The 24,194-nt window shown below is 35.2% G+C and carries 14 protein-coding genes; 1 reads left to right on the forward strand and 13 read right to left on the reverse strand.

Annotated elements, in window-relative coordinates:
- Positions 1-4: 4 nt before the first annotated feature.
- The 4 genes from GJJ64_RS06400 to GJJ64_RS06410 all read right to left on the reverse strand — a co-directional run bounded on the left by GJJ64_RS06400 (position 5) and on the right by GJJ64_RS06410 (position 6,670).
- Positions 5-2,158: an SDR family oxidoreductase gene (locus tag GJJ64_RS06400; RefSeq protein WP_154286847.1), complete on the reverse strand. Its 2,154-nt coding sequence runs from the start codon at positions 2,156-2,158 to the stop codon at positions 5-7.
- 1 nt (position 2,159) lies between these two features.
- The gene (gene glf, locus GJJ64_RS16890) at positions 2,160-3,281 is read right to left on the reverse strand and encodes a UDP-galactopyranose mutase (protein WP_229655473.1); all 1,122 of its coding nucleotides are present in this window, start codon (positions 3,279-3,281) and stop codon (positions 2,160-2,162) included.
- Positions 3,282-3,296: 15 nt separating this feature from the next.
- Positions 3,297-4,331: a glycosyltransferase gene (locus tag GJJ64_RS16895; protein ID WP_229655474.1), complete on the reverse strand. Its 1,035-nt coding sequence runs from the start codon at positions 4,329-4,331 to the stop codon at positions 3,297-3,299.
- A 494-nt stretch (positions 4,332-4,825) separates the two neighbouring features.
- Complete coding sequence (locus GJJ64_RS06410; RefSeq protein WP_154286848.1) at positions 4,826-6,670, reverse strand: sugar-binding domain-containing protein; 1,845 nt, start codon at positions 6,668-6,670, stop codon at positions 4,826-4,828.
- A 154-nt stretch (positions 6,671-6,824) separates the two neighbouring features.
- On the opposite strand from GJJ64_RS06410, the gene uxuA reads away from it, so the two are divergent.
- The gene (gene uxuA / locus GJJ64_RS06415; protein WP_154286849.1) at positions 6,825-8,072 is read left to right on the forward strand and encodes a mannonate dehydratase; all 1,248 of its coding nucleotides are present in this window, start codon (positions 6,825-6,827) and stop codon (positions 8,070-8,072) included.
- 4 nt (positions 8,073-8,076) lie between these two features.
- Here the strand turns inward: uxuA and GJJ64_RS06420 are convergent, their stop codons facing one another.
- From GJJ64_RS06420 to GJJ64_RS06460, 9 genes are all read right to left on the reverse strand, one after another.
- The gene (locus GJJ64_RS06420) at positions 8,077-10,497 is read right to left on the reverse strand and encodes a DUF4982 domain-containing protein (protein WP_154286850.1); all 2,421 of its coding nucleotides are present in this window, start codon (positions 10,495-10,497) and stop codon (positions 8,077-8,079) included.
- A gap of 162 nt (positions 10,498-10,659) precedes the next feature.
- A complete protein-coding gene (locus GJJ64_RS06425; RefSeq protein WP_154286851.1) occupies positions 10,660-11,307 on the reverse strand; it encodes a carbohydrate-binding family 9-like protein in 648 nt (215 codons plus the stop codon).
- A complete protein-coding gene (locus GJJ64_RS06430; RefSeq protein ID WP_154286852.1) occupies positions 11,307-12,962 on the reverse strand; it encodes a beta-N-acetylhexosaminidase in 1,656 nt (551 codons plus the stop codon). Before GJJ64_RS06430 ends, GJJ64_RS06425 begins: the two co-directional genes overlap by 1 nt.
- A 12-nt stretch (positions 12,963-12,974) precedes the next feature.
- Complete coding sequence (locus GJJ64_RS06435; RefSeq protein WP_154286853.1) at positions 12,975-15,353, reverse strand: glycoside hydrolase family 3 N-terminal domain-containing protein; 2,379 nt, start codon at positions 15,351-15,353, stop codon at positions 12,975-12,977.
- Between the two features lie 57 nt (positions 15,354-15,410).
- Complete coding sequence (locus GJJ64_RS06440; RefSeq protein ID WP_229655475.1) at positions 15,411-16,679, reverse strand: glycoside hydrolase family 88 protein; 1,269 nt, start codon at positions 16,677-16,679, stop codon at positions 15,411-15,413.
- A 120-nt stretch (positions 16,680-16,799) separates the two neighbouring features.
- On the reverse strand, positions 16,800-17,729 hold the full coding sequence (locus GJJ64_RS06445; RefSeq protein ID WP_229655476.1) for a DUF5017 domain-containing protein: 930 nt from the start codon (positions 17,727-17,729) through the stop codon (positions 16,800-16,802).
- A gap of 19 nt (positions 17,730-17,748) precedes the next feature.
- Positions 17,749-19,389: a RagB/SusD family nutrient uptake outer membrane protein gene (locus GJJ64_RS06450; protein ID WP_154286855.1), complete on the reverse strand. Its 1,641-nt coding sequence runs from the start codon at positions 19,387-19,389 to the stop codon at positions 17,749-17,751.
- A gap of 10 nt (positions 19,390-19,399) precedes the next feature.
- Positions 19,400-22,537, reverse strand: coding sequence for a SusC/RagA family TonB-linked outer membrane protein (locus tag GJJ64_RS06455; RefSeq protein ID WP_229655477.1), 3,138 nt, complete (start codon positions 22,535-22,537; stop codon positions 19,400-19,402).
- Between the two features lie 226 nt (positions 22,538-22,763).
- Positions 22,764-24,182, reverse strand: a complete 1,419-nt coding sequence (locus GJJ64_RS06460; protein WP_154286856.1) for a T9SS type A sorting domain-containing protein — start codon at positions 24,180-24,182, stop codon at positions 22,764-22,766.
- Positions 24,183-24,194: the final 12 nt, after the last annotated feature.

Raw genomic sequence — 24,194 nt, forward strand, 5'->3', positions numbered from 1 at the left:
AAAATTACAAAACCAGATCAAACAACTTAACCTCTTCAAAATAACGTTTTAAGGCATCGTTTAAACTAGGTAATAAAGAACCATTTTTACTTGCAAGAACACTATAAAGAGGTCTTTTAGCTTTTAAGTTTATCTCTTCAATAGGTTTGGCTATAATTAAAGACTCATCTAAACCTTGGTGTTTAGCTACTAGAAGTGCAAATTCTACGAAGCTGAGCGCTCCTGTATTGGCAAGATGCCAAATTCCGCTTTCGTTATCTATCAATAAATCTAAACTGATGTTAACTAAATTTGGTACATAAGTTGGCGAAATCACAACATCATTTGGCGCAATAAAAGGCAAACCCACTTTTAAACAATTGATAACTTGATGAATATAGTTGTACTCATCCCAAGGGCCAAAAAATGTGCTGCTTCTTATAATTAATCCATTTGGGTGATGTTTGAGCACCTTTTCTTCTCCCCTAAATTTACTTTTGCCGTAAATGTTTAAAGGGTTTGGCTCATCATCTTCTGTGTAGGGATAATTTTTAGCACCATCAAAAACCAAATCTGAAGAAAATGTTAACAGCTTTACGCGATGCTTCTCGCAGAGGATAGCTAAATTTCTACATCCGATAGTATTAGTGTTATAGCATTCTTCTTGCTGTTCCTCAGCATCATCAACCCTTACAAAACCTGTGGTATTGATGATGGCCCAAGGCTGTTCTTTTAAGATGATTTGCTCTATTTGTAATGGGTTAAGAATATCTACATCAGCCCTACTTAAAAGCTTAAAATGTAAATCTCTTTTGGTACAAATTTTAGCGAAGGCATTGCCTAAAGTGCCGCTTTTACCCAATACCAAAATAGGTTTGCAATCAAATTTACTGGCTAATTCTTTTGGTAGTTCTCCATACAATACTCGGTAGTGTTTTTCCCACCAACCACCACCACAAAGAACAGGGTGAGTAAAATCTTCTTTTTTAGCTAAGGCTTTAACCATAGCCACCAAAGCTGTTTTTCTTAATATTCCAGCTCTTATATCAAACACGCCTGATTCGTAATTTCCATTTGGCTGTGTTAAAAGTTTATCCCAACCAAATGCACCTAATAGTGCCCAAATGGTTATCGCTTTTATATCAATACCTTCATTTTCTAATTGTTGAGCTTCTTGATGAACGTAATTTAACCAACGCATTTGCTCTTCTCGGGTACAATGTAAATGTACTTCGGTTAGGGCTAAAGGAATTTCATATCTGCGCCAAGCCTCTTTTAACAATTTATAAGGACCTAAAATTTTCACTTTTGATGATCTTACGGCTTCAATATCCGCATACTGATGTTTGCCATTACCGCCATGTGTATGTTTAGGATAAGTATCCAAATCTTCATCTATAAAACGTTCTGAAGTGATGTAATAATTAAAACCTAAAACATCAGGCACACAGGTATGCTTTTCAAAAAAAGCGATTTCTGCTGGTGTAATACCATTTTCTATCAAATAAACATATAACGGATGTTGTTGATTAACCCTGCCGCATAATAAATCTAAACCCAGCCACCTACGCTTATTTTCTAATTCGGCCTGGTAGCCTAATAAAGCCGTAGCATGTGTTTTACCCAAATCTTCTGTATGTACCAACTTGGCCTTAGGATTTACCGTTCTTATAGCTTGCATAGCCAAAACAGTTGCTTTACATTCTTGAAATAAGATTTTTAGAAAACTATAATCATTACTTTCATGCGGCCACCATAAACCGTATAAACCACAAAATCTAGCAGTGGTTAAAGGCTCATTTATGGGGGTATAATGGTTTATCCAAGGGAAAGCCGTTGCAACTTCTTTGGCATATTTGGCTAAGCCTGCAGAGAAAGAATCATTTAAAATATCAACATATAAAGGGCCACTTCCGTGATGTACTAAGCCTGCAATAACTTCAATATTTTGCTCTTTTAGATATAAAAGTTTTTCTCGGGTTTTATGCCAATTTATAACTGTATTTAGCTGGGGCTGATGTTTTTCCCATAAAACCGGGTAACGAATGCTGGTCAAACCCAATGCTGCAATATCTTCTAAATCAGTTGTTCTATCATCATGCCCAGCATCATCTAGCTGACTAAAATATTGGTATCCAACCCTATTAATGGTACATTCTAAACCTCCCCAAATCTCCATATTATTTAATTAAAGTTTCGGTAACTTCAGCTTCCTTTTTTAGGATATTTTTAAACGTAGCCAAAGCTTGCGCCACTACCTGATCCATATTATAATACTTATAAGTAGCTAAACGCCCCACGAAATAAGTATTCTCTAATTGGTTAGCTAAAGCTTGATATTTGGCATATAAAGCCGCATTATCTTCTTTAGGAATAGGATAATAAGGGTCTCCTTCTGCCTGAGGAAACTCGTACACGACTGATGTTTTATGGTGCTTTTGCCCACTGATGTACTTAAACTCAGAAATACGTGTAAAAGCATAATCGTTTGGATAGTTTACAGTTCCGGTTTCTTGAAACTTTTCTTGGCCATGCGTTTCAAACTTAAATGCTAAAGAGCGGTAAGGTAGTTTACCATAACAATAATCAAAATACTCATCTACAGGGCCTGTAAAAATGAGTTTCTTATAGTTAATCTCACCTATTATCTCCTTATAATCTGTATTTAACATGATTTTTATGTTCGGATGATTTAACATTTGCTCGAACATTTTGGTATAACCATGTAGCGGCATAGCCTGATAGGTATCGGTAAAATACCTATCATCTTTATTGGTTCTGGTAGGTACTCTGGCTGTTACCGAGGCGTTAAGTTCTGATGGGTCCATTGCCCATTGTTTACGGGTATAACCTCTAAAAAATTTCTCGTAAAGCTCTCTCCCTACTTTGGCAACCACCACATCTTCAGAGGTTTTTACTTGTTTTACATCCTCGGCCCTTGAGGCAAAAAAATCTTCTAACTCATCAGAATTAAGGTTTAAACCATACATGTTATTGATGGTGGTAAGATTTATTGGAATAGGAAGCATTTGCCCATCTACACTAGCCAAAACGCGATGTTGGTAATTACGCCACTCGGTAAATTCAGAAAGGTAATCAAACACATCTTTACTATTGGTATGAAAAATATGAGGCCCATATTTATGAACCAATATACCTGCTTCATCATAATGGTCGTAAGCATTGCCACCAATATGATTTCTTTTATCAATCAACAAAACTTTTTTATCAGCTACACGAGCCAAACGCTCGGCCAGTACGCTTCCTGCGAAACCAGCGCCAACAATTAAATAATCAAACATAGGTTTTCTTTAAAATTAGCTGGCTATAGATATATTTTGTTTACTGTTAAGGGTTTTTAACATCAATTCTTGCATATTTTGGCAAGTATTATCCCAAGAGTTATCTGCTAAAAAAGCGTCTACTTTTGCTAACCATTCTGATTTATCTTTTTGACTGAGCTCTATTGAAATAGCCTCAATAAATTCGGCATTGTAATTAGCTATATTTACAAAGTTTTTAACACCATAAGGTTTAACCACATCTCTAATAGCCGATGATACTACTGGTACGCCTGCTGCTAAATACTCTGGAGTTTTGGTTGGGCTGATAAATCTGGTAGACTCGTTCAACAAAAACGGAATTAAAGCTACATCCCATCCAGAAAGATAAGCTGGTAGTTCGGCATAGCTTTTTTGCCCCAAATAATGAATGTTTTTGTTTTTTGGTAAAGTTGCAGGGTCTATTTTAACTACTGGGCCTATCAAAACAATTTGCCAATCTGGTTTTTCTGTTGCGATGGCTTCAATAAGCTCAATATCAAAACGTTCATCTATTACGCCATAAAAACCAATTTTCGGACCTAGGATTTGTTGTTGGTCGGCCGGAATTGTTTTAATAGTTCTGGCTTTTTGAAAATGCTCTTTTTCTATACTGCTTGGGAAAGGATGAATATTAGCGTGTAAATGCTTTTTAGCCTCGTACAAAGAATGGCCTCCGGTAAAAATAATATCAGCTCTTTGAATAAGCCTTTTCTCTAAAATTTTTAACTCTTTTGGCGCAAACTTAAAAGCCGATAATTCATCCATACAATCGTATATGGTGAGCTTAGGTCTAAATTTATCTGTAAAAGCCAATGCCATTGGGGTGTAGTACCAAAAAGCAAAATCTTCTAAATCTTTTTGCGATAAGAAATTACTCAAAAAGCTAGTTAATAAATTATTTATATCATCTTCTTCTAAACCGGCAGGCAAGTGTGGTGTGCAAACCCATAAACCAGGCAGTTTATTTTCAACAGAGAAATAAGGTTCTTCGGCATCAAAAAATGGTTCTTCTATAAAATAGGTTTTCATTTGTTTAGCAAACCTGCTTAATAAATGTTGTGGTCTTTGAAATACAAAATCCCATCTTAAGTGAGAGAAGCATAACAAGTTTTTCGGTAGTGATTTAGTGATGTTTTTCATAATAATTAGCTGTCATATGTTGGTAGATAATGGTAGGCTAAGAATAAGAATTATAGAATTTTATCTAAGCCATACAGCTGATAAAGTTAAGATCAGCTGTATGGTAAAATTCAAAGTTTATGCCGCTAACAAAAGAGAAATTTTCATTAAGCACTTAATATTAAACTAAAAGAAATGTAATTAATCTACACCAAAACCACTGCTTTACCTTATTTTTAAGACTAATTTTATGAGGCTTTTGGATTCATGACCTAAAAATTTAACGTATAAATACGTTATTAAATTGAGCATTTAATTCTGATTTAAGTATTTATCCTGGTTAAGTTTACCAATAAAATAGTATAATTTTAGCTACAATTAAAGGCCAACGCTATACAGTTAGGCTATTTATAATGATTAGAATTTAATAAGCCAGCAGTAACATCTAGTGCCCCTGTTTTAAAATCAATGATACCGTTTTTCTCATCTTCTATATTAGTTGCTTGGGTGTAAACATCACCAGCAATTTCTCTTTTTCTTAATTCTGTCTTAAATTGTTTGATGTATGCTTCCCTTTGTTCGGCATCTTGCGGCCCTCCGTAATCTGCAAAGCCAAAACCACCCCATTCGCTTACTAATAAGGGCACCTGTTTGCGGTAGAAAAACGGATCGCCTACTACCAAAGGTAAAACTGCCACATGGTCTATCTGCCCTGAGATTAAACTGTCTAGCATTTCTTTCCACCTTTTAAGTTCTGCAGTATATAAATGAGCTGTTAATAAATCGCTTTTTAAACGGCCCTGATGAGAGATATGCTGCCAGCCATCATTATCAACAACTAAAAATTGTGGATGCTCTATCTGCATAAAATGATACCTATCCATAATGTAATTACGTGTTTCTATATTACTAGCAATGTCTTGTGCTCCCCAATCCTCGTTATATAAACTCCATATCACCACCGATGGATGCGTTTCTATCAAAGCCAACATCCGATGTAGTTCTTCTTTATGATTCATACGACTTTTATGGCTAGAGCTATGCGGGCTAGGTACTTCTACCCAAAGTAAAAGACCAATTTTATCTGCAATTTTATAGATACGAGGGTCTACACCTGCAATATGAATTCTCACCAAATTGCAACCCAGTTCTTTCATAGCGTACATATGTCTTTTTATTTCTTCATATGTAGCAGTACCGGGTTGATAAAGTATGCCGTCTAAATAAATTCTTTGGTTATTGAGGTAAACATAAGCTCCACGAGCTTCTATTTTCCTTAATCCGAAATGTGTTTCTATCTCTGCGGTATAACCATTAGCATCAACCAATTGCGCAACCAATCTATACAAATGTGGGGTTTCTGGCGACCAGTAAATAGCATCAGGAATTCCCATAACTAATCTTTGCTGTTTTTCTCCTGCGCTTAAACGTAAAGGAAACTCATCTACAGCAATTGGCTCATCACTTTCTTGCTTTTTATGATAAACTTTTAGTTTAATGGTATATAAACCTGGGTCGTGTATACGAGTAGTAAAATTAAACCTTACCAAATTATCTTCAACAACACTTACTACCCCTACTCTAGAGCGTAACCTGTTTCTTTCTACCGTTTCTAGCCATATACTTCTAACCGCCCCAGTATAAGTTTGGTACCAAATGCCGCCTCTTTTGTAAACATGAGATTCTTGTTTCCCTCGGGGGATATCTGCATCCATACTAACCGCAATTCTTACCGTGATACGGTTATTAGCTTGTAAAAGCATCTCATCTAATTCATAAGAAAAAGAGGTGTATTCTCCATAATGAATATCCTCACCATCAATGGTTTTTAAATGATGACCATTTAACCAAACTTGAGTTTCATAACCACAAGCACCAAAAGTTAATTGTAATTGCGATGATGGATGAACATCTTCTTTAGGTATTACAGGTTTAGGAAAACTTCTTTCGTACCAAACTACATATTTATCATACCAGCCAACATCAGACTGTAAACCATTTTTAATATGCTCTTCTACGCTTCCGGGCCATTGGGCAGTATATTTATAATCATGATTCACATACCAACTTTCTTGTAAACCTACATTCTCTGGATCTACAGAAAATTTCCACTCGCCGTCTAATAAAATAAAATGATTAGGGCGTATAACTGCTCTCGGCAAAGGACTGATAAAGTTTTCATCTAAGGAGTTTTCATCTTTACTTTTTGATAGCCCATAATTAGGATGTATAGGTGTTATTTTAATCATGATGTTTATGTTTTTCAAATGAAGATTATACCTTAAAATGCTCAATACGTATGCCATACCTAAAAACAGCACAAAAACTATTATGCCACCGATTGCATAAATCACCTCACATTTTCTATTTTTGAGACTCTTGAATATCTTTTAAACATCAATTATGGCATTAGAAAAGACCTGGCGCTGGTTTGGAGCTAAAGATTCTATACAACTATCAGATTTAAAGCAGTTTGGTGTAGAAGGTATTGTAACCGCCTTACACCATATTAAAGCTGGCGCAGTTTGGCCTATAGATGAAATTTTAAAAGTTAAGCAGGAAATAGAAAGCCATGGTATGCATTGGAGCGTAGTAGAAAGCCTTCCTGTTTCAGAAGAAATTAAAATTTGTAGCCCCAAAAGAGCAGAACTGATAGCAAACTATAAAACCTCTTTAAGAAATTTAGCGGCATGTGGTATAGATACAGTTTGCTATAATTTTATGCCGGTATTAGATTGGGCTCGTACCAGCTTGCATTATACACATGAAAGCGGAGCAGAATCTATGCTATACAACCATGAAACTTTTGCAGCTTTTGATATTTTTATCCTTGCAAGACCAAATGCCGCTCAAGATTACACTACTGAAGTTGTTGAGAAAGCAAAAACTATTTTTGATGGGATGAGTGAGGATGAACAAAACACCCTTGCCTTTAACATTATTGTGGTAACCCAAGGCTTTATAAATGGTACTGTTGATAATGCTGCTACTTTTAAACAAGACTTCTTATATTATTTAAGTAGATATGAACATATTGATAAAGCTGTTTTAAGAGACCATTTATCATTGTTTTTGGAAGATGTTTTACCAGTAGCAGAAGAATGTGGTATTAACTTATGTATACACCCAGACGATCCTCCTTTCCCCTTATTAGGTTTACCCAGAATTGCCAGTACAGAAGAAGATTTTGAATGGTTATTTAATCAACATCCATCTTTAAACAATGGCTTAACTTATTGCAGTGGTTCTTTATCTGCAAGAGAAGATAATGATTTGCTTGCAATTGCAAAACGTTTTGCAGAACGCATACATTTTGTACATCTCAGAAATATCAAAAAATTGGATGAAAGAAGCTTTTATGAATCGGCACATTTAGATGGTGTGGTTGATATGTATAGCGTTTTAAAAGTTTTATTAGAAGAACAAAGAAGAAGAATTGCAGAAGGCAGAAAGGATACCCGTATGCCTTTTAGACCAGACCACGGCTTAAAAATATTAGATGATTTTAATAAAAAAAGTAATCCAGGTTATCCATTAATTGGGCGTATGAAAGGCTTGTGTGAAATTACAGGATTAGAAATGGGAATTGAAAAGGGTTTAGAAGTATGGAGTTATAAGTTGAAAGTTAAAAGTACTTGTTCAACTAACTAACTAACTACTCACTACTAAGCGCTAAAACACCATCTTTTAAACCTTTACCACTAACTAAAAGCTCTATTTTACCAGCTTTTTTTACTGATTGTACTAACACCACCAATTTACCACTAAACAGTTTCATAGTGGATAAGTTAAACTGCTCTAATGAAGTAGCATCTCCATTGCAAGCGGCCTTAAAAACACCCTCTCCTTTTACTTTAAAATTTAGTTGATTGCTAGCTGTAGGACAAGGGTTTCCATCCTTATCAACTACAGAAACGGTTACAAAAGCTATATCATCGCCATCGGCAGTGATACTTTTACGATCAGGTTCTAGTATAAGACTATGAGGTTTACCCGCTGTTACCATTGTTTTTTCTGCTGCTACCTTTCCATCATCATCATAAGCTACAACTTTTACGGTACCCGGTTCGTACTTCACATTCATCCACATTAAGCGGTATTGATGTTGCAAACTACTGTTATTTTTACGCTGTACGCCCATACTTTTGCCATTAATAAAAAGCTCGGCACTTTTAAAATTGGTATACACAAAAATTGGTATGGTTTGTCCTTCTCTACCTTCCCAATTCCAATGTGGCAGAATGTGTAAAGTAGTATCGTGGGTATTCCACTTGCTGCGGTATAAATAATAGCGGTCTTTAGGTAAACCCGCTAAATCACAAATACCAAAATAAGAACTTCTTGATGGCCACTTATCATCATAAGGTGTTGGCTCTCCTAAATAATCAAAACCAGTCCATACAAACTGCCCAATTACCCATGGTTTGGTATCCTCTAAAATAAAATCATCTTCTGGTAAATTAGACCAACGGCAATATTCTAAATCGTAAGAAGAGCATTGGTAATCATCATGTTGCTTATCACTAGCTTTAACAACCGGAAATTTATAAACCCCTCTTGAACTTACGGTAGAACCAGTCTCAGAACCTAAAATTAAACGTTGTGGAAAAGCTTTATAAGCATCTTCATACAAATGTGTACGGTAATTTAAGCCCGGAATATCCATAACAGCACCAAAACCACTAGCCATAGTGGCTTTCACCTGATCCATACCTACCGTAACCGGACGAGTAGGGTCTTCTCTATGAAAAATATCTTGCAACCATTTGGCAAGTTTAGCTCCATCAGAACCAAATTGGTCTGGTACCTCGTTTCCAGAACTCCACATCACAATACTAGGGTGATTTCTGGTAGCCCTTACCAAATTTAAAATATCCTTTTCAGCATCAGTTTTAAAAAAACGATGGTAACCATTTGCTACTTTTGCTTTAGCCCATTCATCAAAACTTTCTGCTAAAAACATAAAGCCCATCTCATCACAAAGCTCTAGCTGCTCTCTGGAAGGCATATTATGTGAACTTCTAATGGCATCGCAACCCATATCTTTCAATATTCTTAACTGCCTGCGCATGGCAGCAATATTTACAGCAGCACCTAAAGGGCCTAAATCGTGGTGTAAACAAACTCCTTTAAACTTACGTACTTGGCCATTTAAGCTAAAGCCTTTATTAGGGTCAAAAGCAATACTTCTAACACCAAATTTAGTATGCAACTCATCTTTTAAAACACCATTAGCATATAGTTTACAAACAGCTGTGTATAAATAAGGTTGCTCTGGGCTCCATAATTGAGGCTGTTTTAGTAATAAATTTTGGTCAAACTCTTTTGCAAAAGTTTCATTGGTAATTTTTGTTATTATGGTATCGCCTTTAGCGTTAAGGATAATGGTTTTTAACGTTAGGTTTTCACCATTAACTTTGGTTTTGATATTCACTTTTGCCTCGTTATCAGTAATCATTGGCGTGGTGATAAAAGTTCCCCATTGCTCTATGTTAGCGTCCTCTTTGATGATGATTTTTACATTTCGGTACAAGCCTGCTCCAGGGTACCATCTCGATGATTTTTCTCGGTTGGTTAAATGTACTGCTAAAAGATTAGCACCTTGTTGTACCTGCTTACTGATATCGAAATAAAAATAATTATAGCCATAGTTCCACTCGCCCACTTTTTCACCGTTGATATAAACTTTTGGCTCGCTCATGGCCCCTTCAAAAAGGATTAAAACTTTTTGATTTTTGTTTAGAGTAGGTAAATTAAAGTTATTTCTGTACCAAGCCTCGCCAACATGAGGTAAAGCACCTGTTCTACCTGTTTTCTCACTTGCTGTTTTCTCACCATTTTGCACAATAGCCACCACTTGCTTATCTACCTCTTTATCAAAAGGGTTGTTTATGGCCCAATCATGGGGGATATTGACTTTCTCCCATTTTGCATCATTAAAACTTTTCTCATAAGCTTGAGCATGAACTCCTCTAGAAAATTTCCATCCCGTTTTTAAAACAAATTCCTGTCTAGATTGGGCAAAAGAAAAACTGGCGAAGCAACAAAATAAGTATAGCAGTAACTTATATTTCATGTTATAAGAATTTATAATGGTGAATGGATTTCAAAATTAGAACTATTAAACTAAAAACCATGCTGTACCATACTGCTCTAAAAACATCAGCTAGTTAATATTAAAAAACAAAAAAGCCTTGGATTTAAACCCAAGGCCAACAAACAACACATTTTCAAAACATCATGATTCAAAAACCAGTTCACCAAAATAGGCTGGCAAATGAAAATTAGGCTCATGGTTTTCTACTTTGTTCCAACAGAAAAAATGAGGATATGCTAAATCATCTCCACATTTATAAAAATTGGCTTTACAATGTTTACCTTTTAAAGTTTTTAATTGATGATGGCTAAAAGCTTGTAATGGTAATAAAACCGTAAGCTCCCAGCTGTATGGAAGTTTACCATTTTGATCTTGCTTAAAACTTTTATGCATCCTTATTTTGCGAATATCAGCAGCTAAAATAAACTCTCTTTTATGTTTACTTATACCAAACTGGGCTAAACAAGCTCCGTTAGCGTTAAACTCGAAATTATAATAACCACTATCATCAAAAGCTATAAAAAACTCTACACAACTGTCACTATAAACAGGTTCGTTGGGGTTAATATACCTTGCCAAATAATCATTCTCTTGCACTTCGTATTTTAAAGCCAACATATCAGCAGTATAAAGTGTTGCCACAGTACACACACCTTTATAATTGGGGTTTGGCCAAACGGTATCGGCTATTTGATGCTTTGTTTGCTGATCTAGTGCCGCAGATACAAGCTGTATATCACTTAAAAAATTAAGTTCTTTTACTTCTGATATGACAATTTTTTTAGCCATTACAAACCTTTCTCTTGTTTGGTTAAATCATCCGTATTGGTACTCTGTTTTTTACGCTGTACCGGACCTTGGAATTCTTGAAATTTCTCTGGTAAAAAAGGATGGAAATAGTACAAACCACTCTCTCCAAAGTATCTTAAATGAACATTTAAACGCTGTTTAAATAGTGTATAATCTTTAGCATCTGGTTTAACCCATGCTGCTTCTGCCAAAGCTGTAATTCTTGGAAAAAGCATATAATCTAAATGATTTTCTGTAGAGATAGACTCTGTCCAGATGTTAGCCTGTATACCCTGTACTAGTTTTGCAGCGCCTTCTAAACTTAAAATATCCTGATTAGGGAATTGATAAACCTGCTCTATGGTAACAAATTTACCATCCCACTTACGCCCTATTTGATGTTTTTCATCCTGCACAAAATCAAAATACAAAGGCAAACGCGGACATAATACCGTTTTAAATCCTTTTACTAAAGCTTGCTTTAGAACTTCGGGCTTGTCATGTCGCCACCAAAAAACGGTAGTTTGTGCAACTGGTAATTTAGAATCTACCACCTCATCCCAAGCTAAAATTTCATTATCCATTTTCAAGATGCTATCTCCCATCCTGTACAAGAAATGATGTTCTACTTCTTTTAAGGATGTGAAATTCTTCTCCTTCATCAGTTTTTGAACATCTGCATCAACATTCCAATGTTGGTTTCCAAAATGTACTTCATCAGCACCGATATGTATTTTCTGAGAAGGGAACAGCACATTAACCTCTTTTAAAATATCAGTTAAATATTGGTAAGTGCCTTCTTTAGCAGGATTAAAGGTAAATTCTGGATATTTTGGAGAACCACCACCGCTAAACTGCGGATAAGCTAAATTAGCCGCTGTAGCATGGCCCGGCATATCTATTTCTGGAATAACCTCTATAAACCTATTGGCTGCATAAGCTATAATTTCCTTAATATCTTCTTGAGTGTAGTATTGAGCTTTAGCATTTGCATTACTGTAACTGCCCACACCACCTACTGTTGTTAAACGCGGATATTTCTTAATCTCTATACGCCAGCCCGGTTGATCTGTTAAATGCCAGTGAAACTTGTTAAGCTTATAAAAAGCCATCCAATCTAAAATTTGTTTCACCTTTTCTTTACCAAAGAAATGTCTTGATTCATCTAGCATTAAACCTCGCCACTCGAAAAAAGCTTTATCTGTAATATTCCAACAAGTAAGTGTGTAAGTGCCGTTGGCGTTTTTAGATTGCTTTAATACTTGTAATAAGCTAGCAGCACCTCTAAACAAACCCTCTTCTGTAGCAGCGGTAACTTCTACCTTTTGGAAAGTCATTTTTATTTGATAAAAATGGTTTTCTTTACTTTTAAGTGGAACTAGCTTAAAGCTGATGACATTGTTAAGTGCAGTTTTTTTTATCCCTAAACTTAATCCTGTAGCATTTAAAACCTCATTTTGGAAGTAGTAAGCTGCCTGTGCATTACTTTTCTCATCAGTTTGTATGGCTGTGGCCTGATGAACTAAAAAAGAAGCCGCTACTTTTTCATAAGAAAAAGGTTTTGGAATAATTGCCAAATCATGATCTTGAGCTTGACTAGCTAAGCTAAAGCTGATGAATAAAATGAAGATAAAATGTTTAATAAGTTGATGCATGATACCTAGATTTTATTTAACCGTAAAAACTGCACTTTGTCTAATATCTTCTGAAGAAGAACCCAACATAACTTTAAAATCTCCGGGCTCTACAACACGTTTCATATCTCTATTCCAAAGCATTAAATCATCAGAAACAAGTTTAAAAACCAGTTTTTTGGTTTCACCAGGGTTAAGACATATACGTTGAAAGCCTCTTAAATTTTTCTCGTATGTGGTAACTGTACTTAATAAATCTCGGGTGTATAATTGTACAACTTCATCTCCTGCTAATGCACCTGTATTGGTAACATCAACACTTACCATAACTTCATCTTTATCAGCCAATTGATTGTCAATTTTAATATTGCTGTATTTAAAAGTAGTATAGCTTAAGCCAAAACCAAAAGGATATAATAAGCCTTTTACTCTGGCAGATTCACCTTCATCTGTTTGTGCGTAAGGTTTAGTTGGAAAATTAAGCGGCAGTTGCCCTACAGATTTTGGAAAAGTTAAAGTTAATTTCCCTCCCGGATTATAGTCGCCAAACAAAACATCGGCAACAGCCAAACCACCTTTTACTCCTGGGTAACCAGCATAAACAATAGCAGGCGCATAACGGTCTAGCCAATTGATAGTCATGGGTTGCGAACCTGTTAAAACCACCACATAAGGTTTCCCGGTGGCATGAATAGCTTTGGCTAAAGCCATTTGATGGCCAGGTAAATCTAAAGAAGTACGACTTTTATTTTCACCGGCGGTTTTGGTATTTCCGCCCAATACTAAAATGGTTAATTCTGATTTTTGAGCCTGTTTAACAGCAAAATCTATAGCTGCTTGTTCTTCAGCATTTGGTGCTTCTGGGAAAATTTCGCTCTCTGGCCAGTTTTTATCAATTAAAGCACTACCCTCGGCATATAAAACTTTGGCTTTACCTATTTTATTTTGGATACCTTCTAAAATGGTAACACTTGCCGATTTTAGAGGGCCATAATGCGTATGCGCATAATCATTATCTTTTGCGTTTGGACCAATAACTGCTACAGAGGTTAATTTCTTTGAAAGTGGCAAAGCATTATTGCTGTTTTTTAAAAGTACCAAACTTTCTTTTGAAGCCTGTAAAGCAATATTTTGATGGCTAAGGTTGTTTACCAATTTTGCACTTTCTTCGGCATTTTTAACGTAAGGCTCATCAAACAAACCTAATTTAAATTTAACTCTTAAAACATCTTTCACACGACTATTGATGGTATCCATCGGGATTCTGCCCTCTTTCACCAATTCTCTTAATGAATAAATGATGCTATCCGGCGTTCTAAAAGTTGTTCTTACATTCATACCAGCCATAAAAGCCTGATAAACGGCCTCTTTCAAATTGGCTGCTACATGGTGTTTATTATATAGATATTCAAGAGCATCGCTATCACTCACTACATAACCGGTAAAACCCATATCGGTTCTTAACCTATCTATTAACCAATATTTACTTCCAGAAACTGGGATGCCGTTATAATCGTTATAAGAACTCATAACGCCCATGATATTGGCTTCTTTGATTACTTTTCTGAAAGGATAAAGCAAAATATCTTCAACTTCGCGAGGAGAAACCTGTGGGTCTGTACGAGCTAAACCTTCCCTAGCTCCTTTATTTGCACTATAAACTGCAAAATGTTTTGGTGTTGATGCCGCACCGGCAGCTTGTATACCTTTTGCCATCTCTACACCTAACCGAGCGGTTAAATATGGGTCTTCGCCATAAACCTCTTCTAAACGTCCCCAGCGTTGGTCGCGGGCAACATCTAAAATAGGTGCATAAACATTGGTATAACCTAAGGCTCTGGCTTCTTTACCAGTAATAACGCCCATTTGGTGTACTAAAGAAGGGTTCCAAGTCATACCCATATTGAGCTGTGTAGGAAAACCTGTAGCTTCATATGCCTCTATACCACGGATGCCTTCATTGGTAAAATCTACCGGAATACCTAAACGAGTTTGCTCTATAAAAAAGCGTTGTGTCTCGTTCATAGCCCATACATGGCGTTTAATATCGGTAACTAAATCTAGTTTGGTTTCTACTTTAGTCCAATTTAAAAAGCCGTTTAAATGTTCGTCAATATTGGCAATGCCATCTTTCCAAATCTCGTTTTTCCAATTGGCGGTAGGTAAAGAATCTTTTAATATTCTTTTCCAGCCGTATAAAGTAGCCATCTGATTGGTTTTTTCGTTCAGGTTCATCTGCGAAAGCAAATCGTTAACACGTTCATCAATAGAGCGTGTTTTGTCTTCGTAGATGTCTTTTTTACCGTTTTTATTAAGGTCTATCCAATCTTTTTTATAAATCTTGTATGGATTAGTGAAAGACACCGAAACCGTTAATACTACTAATAATGCTGGAAAAAGCTTTTTGTTCATAATTGAATATCTTCAAATATAATCCAAACTTATTAAATTTTTTAAAAAGAATGGTATTTATTTTTTTAATTGTTGATAACGTAAAAGCGCCTCTAAGAAATAATAATCGGCATAAATTAAAGGAACATCTACTTCTGATTTATGCGGAATACTACCTACAGAATGTTTTAAGATAAAGCCTAAATTACCACCTTCTTGCGCTAAATAAGGTTTGTTAGATAAAGATTTAAGCATTTCTTCTGCTGCTTTAAAGTAGACTTTACCTTTTGATTTACTGAAGGTGCTTAGCTCAAACAAAGCAGAAGTTACCAAGGCACCCGCAGAGGCATCTCTTGGGATATAATCTAAGTTTTTATACTCTGGATACATCCATTGTGGTGTATAACCTGCTTGGTTGGCGTTAAAATCCCAATAAGGAATTTTATCTTTTGGTAAGTTTGGATGATTGATAAAGAAATCCGCAGCTTTTTCTGCAATGGCTAAAAATTCTGGATTTTGTGTTTCGCGGTACATCATGGTGAAGCCATAAATAGCCCAACCCTGCCCTCTAGACCATGTAGAATTATCGGCATAGCCTTGGTTAGTTTGTTGATGTAAAACTTTACCTGTTTTCTCATCATAATCTACCACATGGTAAGTACTATAATCATCTCTGAAATGATTTTGCATGGTTTTAGTAGCATGGCTGATGGCTACATTTTTATATTTAGGGTTACCTGTAATTTTAGAAACATAGCAAAGCATCTCTAAATTCATCATATTATCTATGATTACTGGATACTGCCACATGGTTTTCTTATCCCAAGACATTTTAGGGTTCCATGATTTGATAAGCCCTACTTTTTCATCGTAACGGGTTAAAGCAGACTCGGCAGATTGAATTAAAATATCCTGATATTCTTTAATTTTTTGAGGGTCTTTTTCTAAGCGAATAGCATTGCCATAAGAACAATACATCACAAAACCTACATCATGATGCTGGGTTAAAAACTTACCGGCTTCTAAAGCTTCTGTCCATTGTTTGGCTGCCGCCTTCCATTCTGGCTTTTTGGTGTACTCATAAATATACCACAAACCGCCTGGGAAAAAGCCTCCTGTCCAATCCCAAACATCAGTAGACTTCATCGTACCATCTGGGTAAATAGACCTTGGAAAAGCTGTTAAATCTTTTGATTCATTTAACAAGGTTTTATATTGTTTTTCTGATACCTCAAAATCTTTTTTGATAAGATTTTGAGTGCTGCATGATATCATGAGCAAAGAAAGACTACCTGTTATAATGGTATTTTTTGTTGTTGAGATAAATGAACTTCTTTTCTTCATCATTACTGTACGGCTATTTCTTGGAGTGTATGATAGCAGGGCTAACCAATTTCTTGATTAGCCTTTACTACTTCTACTAAACCAAACTATTTCTAAATTTTATTTTTTGAGTTTAAAAGGGTATTAAGGATTTATGGTAAGTTCTAGTTCTTTTACAACTTTACTTTCGCCGTAAATATTAACATTAGAACCTACGAAAGTAACTTTGTAAGTACCGGCTTGCTTGTATATGAAGGTATAACTATCTAAACGGCTGCTCATGTTTTTTAAAGCGGTACCAACATCAGGTTTAACCTTAGTAAGATTTAAGGCATTAGAAACCGCCCATACCTGATTGCTTAAAACAGTTGTACCACCACCTGCGTATTTTAAAATTTTATCTGAACCAAAAACCCATGCTACAGGGGAAGTTCCAAATTTTACTGATGTCCAGCCAGCAGTACCAATATCTGCAACGGTTAACAATTGCCCGTCAGTAGTGGTCATCTTAATATCAAACTTATTTACCCACCAACGTGGCTGTGTAAAACCTGTTATTGCGTTATATTTGAAAGCAAAGTATACAGGCTTAGTTTTATCGATAGTAAACCCTAAACTACTTAATGTTAACAAGTTAACCACACCAGAAGAAACATAAGTAGCATCGCCAGTTTGAAGGCCAGACAAGGTAAAAGCTGAGGTTATATCAACCCAATCTGCAGATTCGTTGATATTAGCTTCTGTATACTGACCATTAAATTTTTGAGAGGCAAAAACCTTTAATGATTGAGGCTGCTGAGCATCAGAGCCATACCTTCTATTGGTTGCAAACTCTAAAGTGATGTTTTCACTTTCTGCATTAGTTCTATCTTTATAAGCATATTTACTTCCTTCTAAACCAGAATAGAATATCAATTGCTCTGGGTTGCCAGAAAGTATGAACTTTACTGTATCTCCTACTTTATAGCTTGTTTTCTCTGTTCTTACAGAAAAATTTAGCTCTGCTACTTCCTTTTTGTTACATGCAGAAAGCAACATCAACAAAAGGGGTACTATAAATATCTTTTTCATCATGACGTTTAAAAATTAAATATTACCATCCTTGATTTTGTACCATTCCATTATTTAAAGAAAGCTCTAACACCGGAATAGGCAATAAATTATGTCGTGGTGCAACATTACTTCCTGCCAAAGCTGCAAACCTAAAATTGGTAGGCGCTGTATTTTGGATATCTCTAGCTAACTGATTCATCTCTGAAGTAAAAATATCCCATCTGATTAAATCAAACTTTCTTAAACCTTCAAATGCTAGCTCTAAGAATCTCTCTTCTCTAATTAATCTACGTAACTCTTCTTTACTTGTTGCTAAAGCCGTTACATCAGTAGCCCCTGCCCTATCTCTTACTTCTTTTAGTGCCGATGTGGCAACGCTGGTTGGCCCGTTAACCTCGTTTTCTGCTTCTGCTAACATGAGTAAAACATCAGCATAACGCAGTAAAGGATAGTTCATTGGGGTATAATTCTTATTTTTAGGTTTTACAACTTCATAAACCCTTCTGTATTTACCGCAGTTTCTGTTATAAAGTTGTGAGCTTGTCCAAAAAGTAGAATCTCTTACCACTTGTAAATTGTTTACGGTATTATATACATATTGATATGAAGCAATTGTCCAGTCTCTTCTGGTGTCTGTAGCACCATAGCGACTGTAAAGTTTTGGTGTTGCATTTATAAAGCCATAACCATAACCAAAAGCTTCATCGTTGCATTGTAAACCTAGAGTATTACCCACGCGGCCTGCCTCAAAGTCTCCGCCTCGGTTACCAAAAAATTCTACTTCCCAAATAGACTCGCCAATATCATATTTATCAGCAGCATAATTGATGAATATTTGTTTAAAGTCTGGATTTAAGCGATGTTCTTTGGGACCATTATCTGGATAAACAATTTTTCTAGCCCATTTTAAAGCCTCGGCATATTTGCTTACATCATTTAAAGGAGCACCAGCCATTTTTAGATAAACTCTGGCTAAAATACCTCTCACAGCAGATTTTGAAACTCTACCACCAGCACCTATTTGCGTAGCAGTTTTCACTAAACCTTCTGCTTCTTCCATTTCTTTCACTATAAAATCATAAACCTCTCTTTGCGGAGTTCTTTTGATATTTACATCATTTACAGAAGATGTTGGTACGGTTTTCAAAGGTACATCGCCCCAATTACTTACTAATAAAAAGTGATAATAAGCTCTTAAAAATTTAGCTTCGCCTTTTGCCGCAGCTTTATTAGCCTCTGGCATTTGTACTTGATCAATTCTACTTAAAAACACGTTAGCTCTTTCTATACCTTCGTAAAGAAATCTCCATAAATTACTTACTGTACTTGTAGATGCATCAAAATTATAAACGGCTGTACCAATGGTAAAGGCGCTTCTAGAATAAAAACCATCATCGGCAACGTTTAAGTCTAGTAGTAAAGCACCACCATAAACTTCTTCTTTACCCATGATATCATAAATACCTGCAAGACCAATATTTACATCGGTTTCATTATTGTAATAGTTCTCTTTTACAATGAAAGTTGGATCTTTCTCTAAGAATTTCTCGCATCCGGTTTGCCCTAACAATAGCATAGATGCAAAGCCGAGCAATGCTGTCTTTTTTATGATAGTTATTGAGCTTAGTGCTTTCAAATAAGACTGAGCTTTTATTGTGGTGTTTTTATTTTGAGTTTTCATAAAAATCAGATTATAAGGAAACATTAAAACCAAATACTATTGTTTTAGGACGAGGGTATGATGAATAATCAAAACCTGGTGTTAGTGGCGAATAGTAAACTGCAACCTCTGGATCAAATCCGGTATAATTGGTGAAAGTGAGTAAGTTTTGTGCCGAAGCATAAACTTTTGCAGATTTCACTTTTAAACGTTTTAATACGGCTGGAGGAATATTATAACCTAAAGCAACGGTTTTTAATCTTAAATAAGAACCATCCTCAACAATACGACTAGAGTATGCATTTGGCCCTTGTCCGTTTACCCTAAACATAGTGGTATTAGTGTTTTCCGGTGTCCATCGGTTTGAGAAAGTAGCATATTGATTTAAGCCTGGTCTGTTACCTGCTTCAAATAACAATCTGTTTGCGTTTAAGATATCATTACCATAAGACCATTGGAAAAACACATTTAAATCGAAGTTTTTATATCTAAGGTTATTGGTAATACCACCTTGATGGATAGGATAACCTCTACCAATTACGGTTCTGTCTAAATCATTCACCACACCATCAGCATTTAAATCTCTGTATTTGATATCACCTGGCTTGATAGAAGCTCTTGTATTACCATTAGTGGTTACATTGTCTTTTAACTGATAAGCTCCGCTTGGTAATAAGTCAAAATCATCGTAGCCATACACACCTTCCCAGATGTAACCATACATTTGCCCCAATGGCTGTCCTAGTTTGGTGATGTATGCCGGTATCTCTCTAAAGTTTTGATCCCAAGGAACTGTACGTATTAAACTTTCTTGATTTTGTGTAAGCTCTAATACTTTATTTTTATTGAAAGCAATGTTTATAGAGGTACTCCAATCAAAATCTTTAGTATCTATATTTTGGCTTAAAATGCTTAATTCTAAACCTTGGTTAGATGTTTTACCGATATTTTTAAATGCAGAACTATATCCGCTAGAATATGGTAATAAAGCGTTCAATAATAAATCAGAAGTTACTTTTTTATAGTAATCTGCAGTAAACGTAATACGTTGTTTTAAAAATCCTACATCAAACCCAATATTGGTTTGGGCAGTTGATTCCCATTTTAATTGAGGATTAGCTATAGAACTTAAATAAATACCTTGTACCAAATTATTATTGAAAGGATAATAACCATTGCTAGTAGGTCCTGTATTATCAAAATTTATTTCAGCATAAGTGGCGTATTCGCTTACGCGATTATTACCGGTTACACCATAACCTAACCTAAATTTAGCATCAGAAAAAATGGTTTGGTTTTTCATGAAGTCCTCGTTAATCACTCGCCATGCAAATGCTGCAGAAGGAAAATAACCCCACTGGCTACCCTTTCTAAATTTAGAAGAACCATCGGCCCTAAAAGATGCTGTTAATAGATATTTACTCTTGTAATTATAATTAATTCTTGATAGGTAAGACATTAAAGACCACTCGGTATTTAAAGCTGTTACCGGCTGTTGTGTACCTTGACTTAAACCTGCTAAGCCTAAAATCTCGTTTGGTAATTGCGTAGCTCTTAAACCATATCTTCTAAAAGTATTCTCTTGGAAAGTAAGACCTCCAACAAGATTAATGGTATGGTTCTTATTTATTTTTTTATTGTAGGTGATGATATTCTCATTTAACCAAGTATTGTTATCGGTATAAGTAACAGAACCGTTTACCTTATCTGTACTACCAAAATAGCCATATCTGGTTAAAGAGTTATTAAAGCTTTCTTGTCTTAAAGCCGAATTATTTACCCCCCCAGAGATTTTAATTTTAAGATCTTTAGTAAAAGCATATTCCAAGAAACCATTGGCTACTAAACGATTGTTAAAAGTTTGTCTTAATTCGTTTCTTGCAGAAAGAATGGGGTTAATACGATAATCATTTAAAGGATTATCAATCTCTGGATCCAATAATAAATCATCCAACTCTACCCCTGTAGCGGTTACCGGACGATAGCCCCAAACGCTATACATCAGATAATTCATTGCAGAGAAATTTTGCTCTGGTGTAGCTGGGTTAGAACCAAAAGTTTTAGTACCAGAATATAAAATGTTAGTACCTGCTTTTAACTTATCATTAAAAGTTTGGTCTAATGTAAACCTCCCTTGTTTACGGTTAAAACCAGAGTTAATAATAACCCCTTTTTGATCAAACAAATTACCAGAAACAGAATATTTAGTATTTTTTGTTCCTCCTCTTATAGATAATGAATGATCTTGCATAGGCGAACTTTGGAAAAGTTTATCTTGCCAATCTGTACCTTCTGCATTTCTGTAATCTTCTAAAGTTTTACCATCTCTAAAGTAATTAAGCAGGATTCCTGTTGGGTCTCTTTCTGCTTGTAATTTTACAAATTCATAAGGCCCCATTAAATCAATAGAATTAATCACTTGCTGAGAGCCTAAATAACCTTGATAATTAATTGAAGGCGGCCCCTCTTTACCTCTTTTGGTTGTAATTAAAATTACACCATTTGCACCTCTAGCACCATAAATAGCTGTTGCAGAAGCATCTTTTAAAACCTCAATAGATTCTACTTCGGCCGGGTTTAAAGTACCGCTATTTGCATCTTCAGTAGGGAAACCATCTATCACATATAAAGGAGAATTATCTTGTGTTAAAGAGTTGGCACCTCTTACTACTATATTAACTCCAGAACCTGGCTTACCACTTTCAGAACTTACTTGCACCCCTGCTATCCTACCAGCTAAAGCTTCTATAGCAGAACCAACAGGCGCCTTCTGTACATCGTTCATGTTAACAGAAGAAACAGAGCCTGTTAAATCTTTTCTTTGTACCTCGCCGTAACCAATTACTACAACCTCACTTAAAGCTTTGTTATCCATTCTTAAAGCAATGTCTATAACGGTCTTAGTTCCTACCACAACTTCCTGTGAAGAATAGCCCAAGTAACGAAACTCTAAAACTGTATTTGCTGTTGTAGGTACTTTTATACTGTATTTACCATTAATATCAGTAACTGCCCCCATGGTACTGCCCTTAATAGCTACACTTACACCAACTAATGCATCTCCTAAACCAGCATCGGTAACTTTACCAGTTATTTGTCTGGTTTGTTGTGCTTGTAAGCTTACAAGCGGAATCATTAATAAGATTAATAAAGAAATCTTCCGAATCATATATTCTAAGTTTATAATTTAGTTCTGCTTCATTACATCATCAGTTTTTAACTGATTTTGTAAACCTGCTCTTCAAAATTGAGAATAGCACCATAAAAAACAGGGGTAAAATTTAGTTTGAATGAGGGTAATAATTCTTTAAATATTAGAAATAGCTAGTGATTAAGCTATTTCTAATATAATTTTTTTCATCAAATCATTTATCATGATTGATGCTGATTGCAATTTATTTTTTAACAAATTTAGTTTCTGCATTTAGGCCATTAGCTAGAACTCTGGCAATGTAAACGCCAGCTTGAATAGCTGGTAGAGCTTTACTAATAGTGTTATTACCTTCTTGCAAGCTTACTTGCTCTTCAAAAATCTTTTTGCCGCTCATATCGTAAACAGCTATTTTTCCTGACGCATAAGACGTAGCATAAATGTGTGCATTTAAAACACTTTCTTCACTTACAGAAACTTTAAAGTTTTGATTGTTAAATGCTGATTTAACCGCTACTAATTGATTAAAAATTGTTTCTGTACCATCAAAATCAACTTGTTTTAATTGATAATAGTTATTACCGTTAAGGGGGTTATTATCATTAAAGATATAGTTTTGTACAGTTTCTGAATTTCCTTTACCATTAATGCGAGAAATAAATTTAAAATTTTTGTCTTCTCCGGCTCTTAAAAGCTCAAAATGAGAATTATTTTGCTCTGATGCTGTTTTCCAATTTAAACGAATACCACTGGCTGTGTTTTCTCCTGTGAAAGAGGTTAGAGAAACTGGAAGAGTTGGGTCTGTTTCAACTTGATAAGTGATTACTATATTAGAGATCCCAACTTTTTCAGCTCCTGCTGTTCCAGAACCAGATGCATAAGCAAAAGATATTGCATTTATCGCTGTTTGACTATATGTTGTACCAACTTTAGGAAATTCTTGAGTATATTTTACACCATCAACATAAATATGATAAGTATTTGAGTTAAGAGATACAGAAGATGCAGGAGTACCATAAGAATAATTTATGCTACCTGAAGTACTATTCACAAATATTTCAACTTTCTGTGATTGAGAAGCTTTAATTAATGAAGTACTAGGAGTGGTAGTAGTGTTAGCACTTCCATCTGCACTTCTAAACTGAGTTATTAAATTACCACTTTTTACAATTCTAAAAGAAGCAAAAATATCAGCAAGGGGAGTCGAAGTTAAAGAATTAGTATTAACCAAATTTGTAGCTCCGCTTACTGAAGAATTACCAAAAGCTATCATAAATTCTTTTAAACCTGTATAAAGAGATAAATCTAAATCAAAAGAAAATTTAACTATACCTGTTGCATTTTGAATATTAAAAACTGTAGCTTTAGCTAAACCTGACATAGAATTTTTGATAGTTAATTTACTACTAGCTAAAGTAAATTCGGCATCTGTTTGATAAGATATCGCTCTTAATTTATATGCACTTTTTACAAATGGAAAAAATTGTCCTTGTACACTTGTTGAAGTGGATAAAGGAGACTCATACCATTTCGAATTAACACCATTGACTGTTGCCGTGGTATCTAAATTAACATTAATTGTTCTGTTAAAAGGAGAAAATTGCCCTTTCACAAAACTTGCGCTTAATAATAAGCCTAACACTAAAAGTAGTTTTCTTTTCATAATTTTAATTTG

The sequence above is a fragment of the Pedobacter puniceum genome, assembly GCF_009674685.1.
GTDB lineage: Bacteria > Bacteroidota > Bacteroidia > Sphingobacteriales > Sphingobacteriaceae > Pseudopedobacter > Pseudopedobacter puniceum.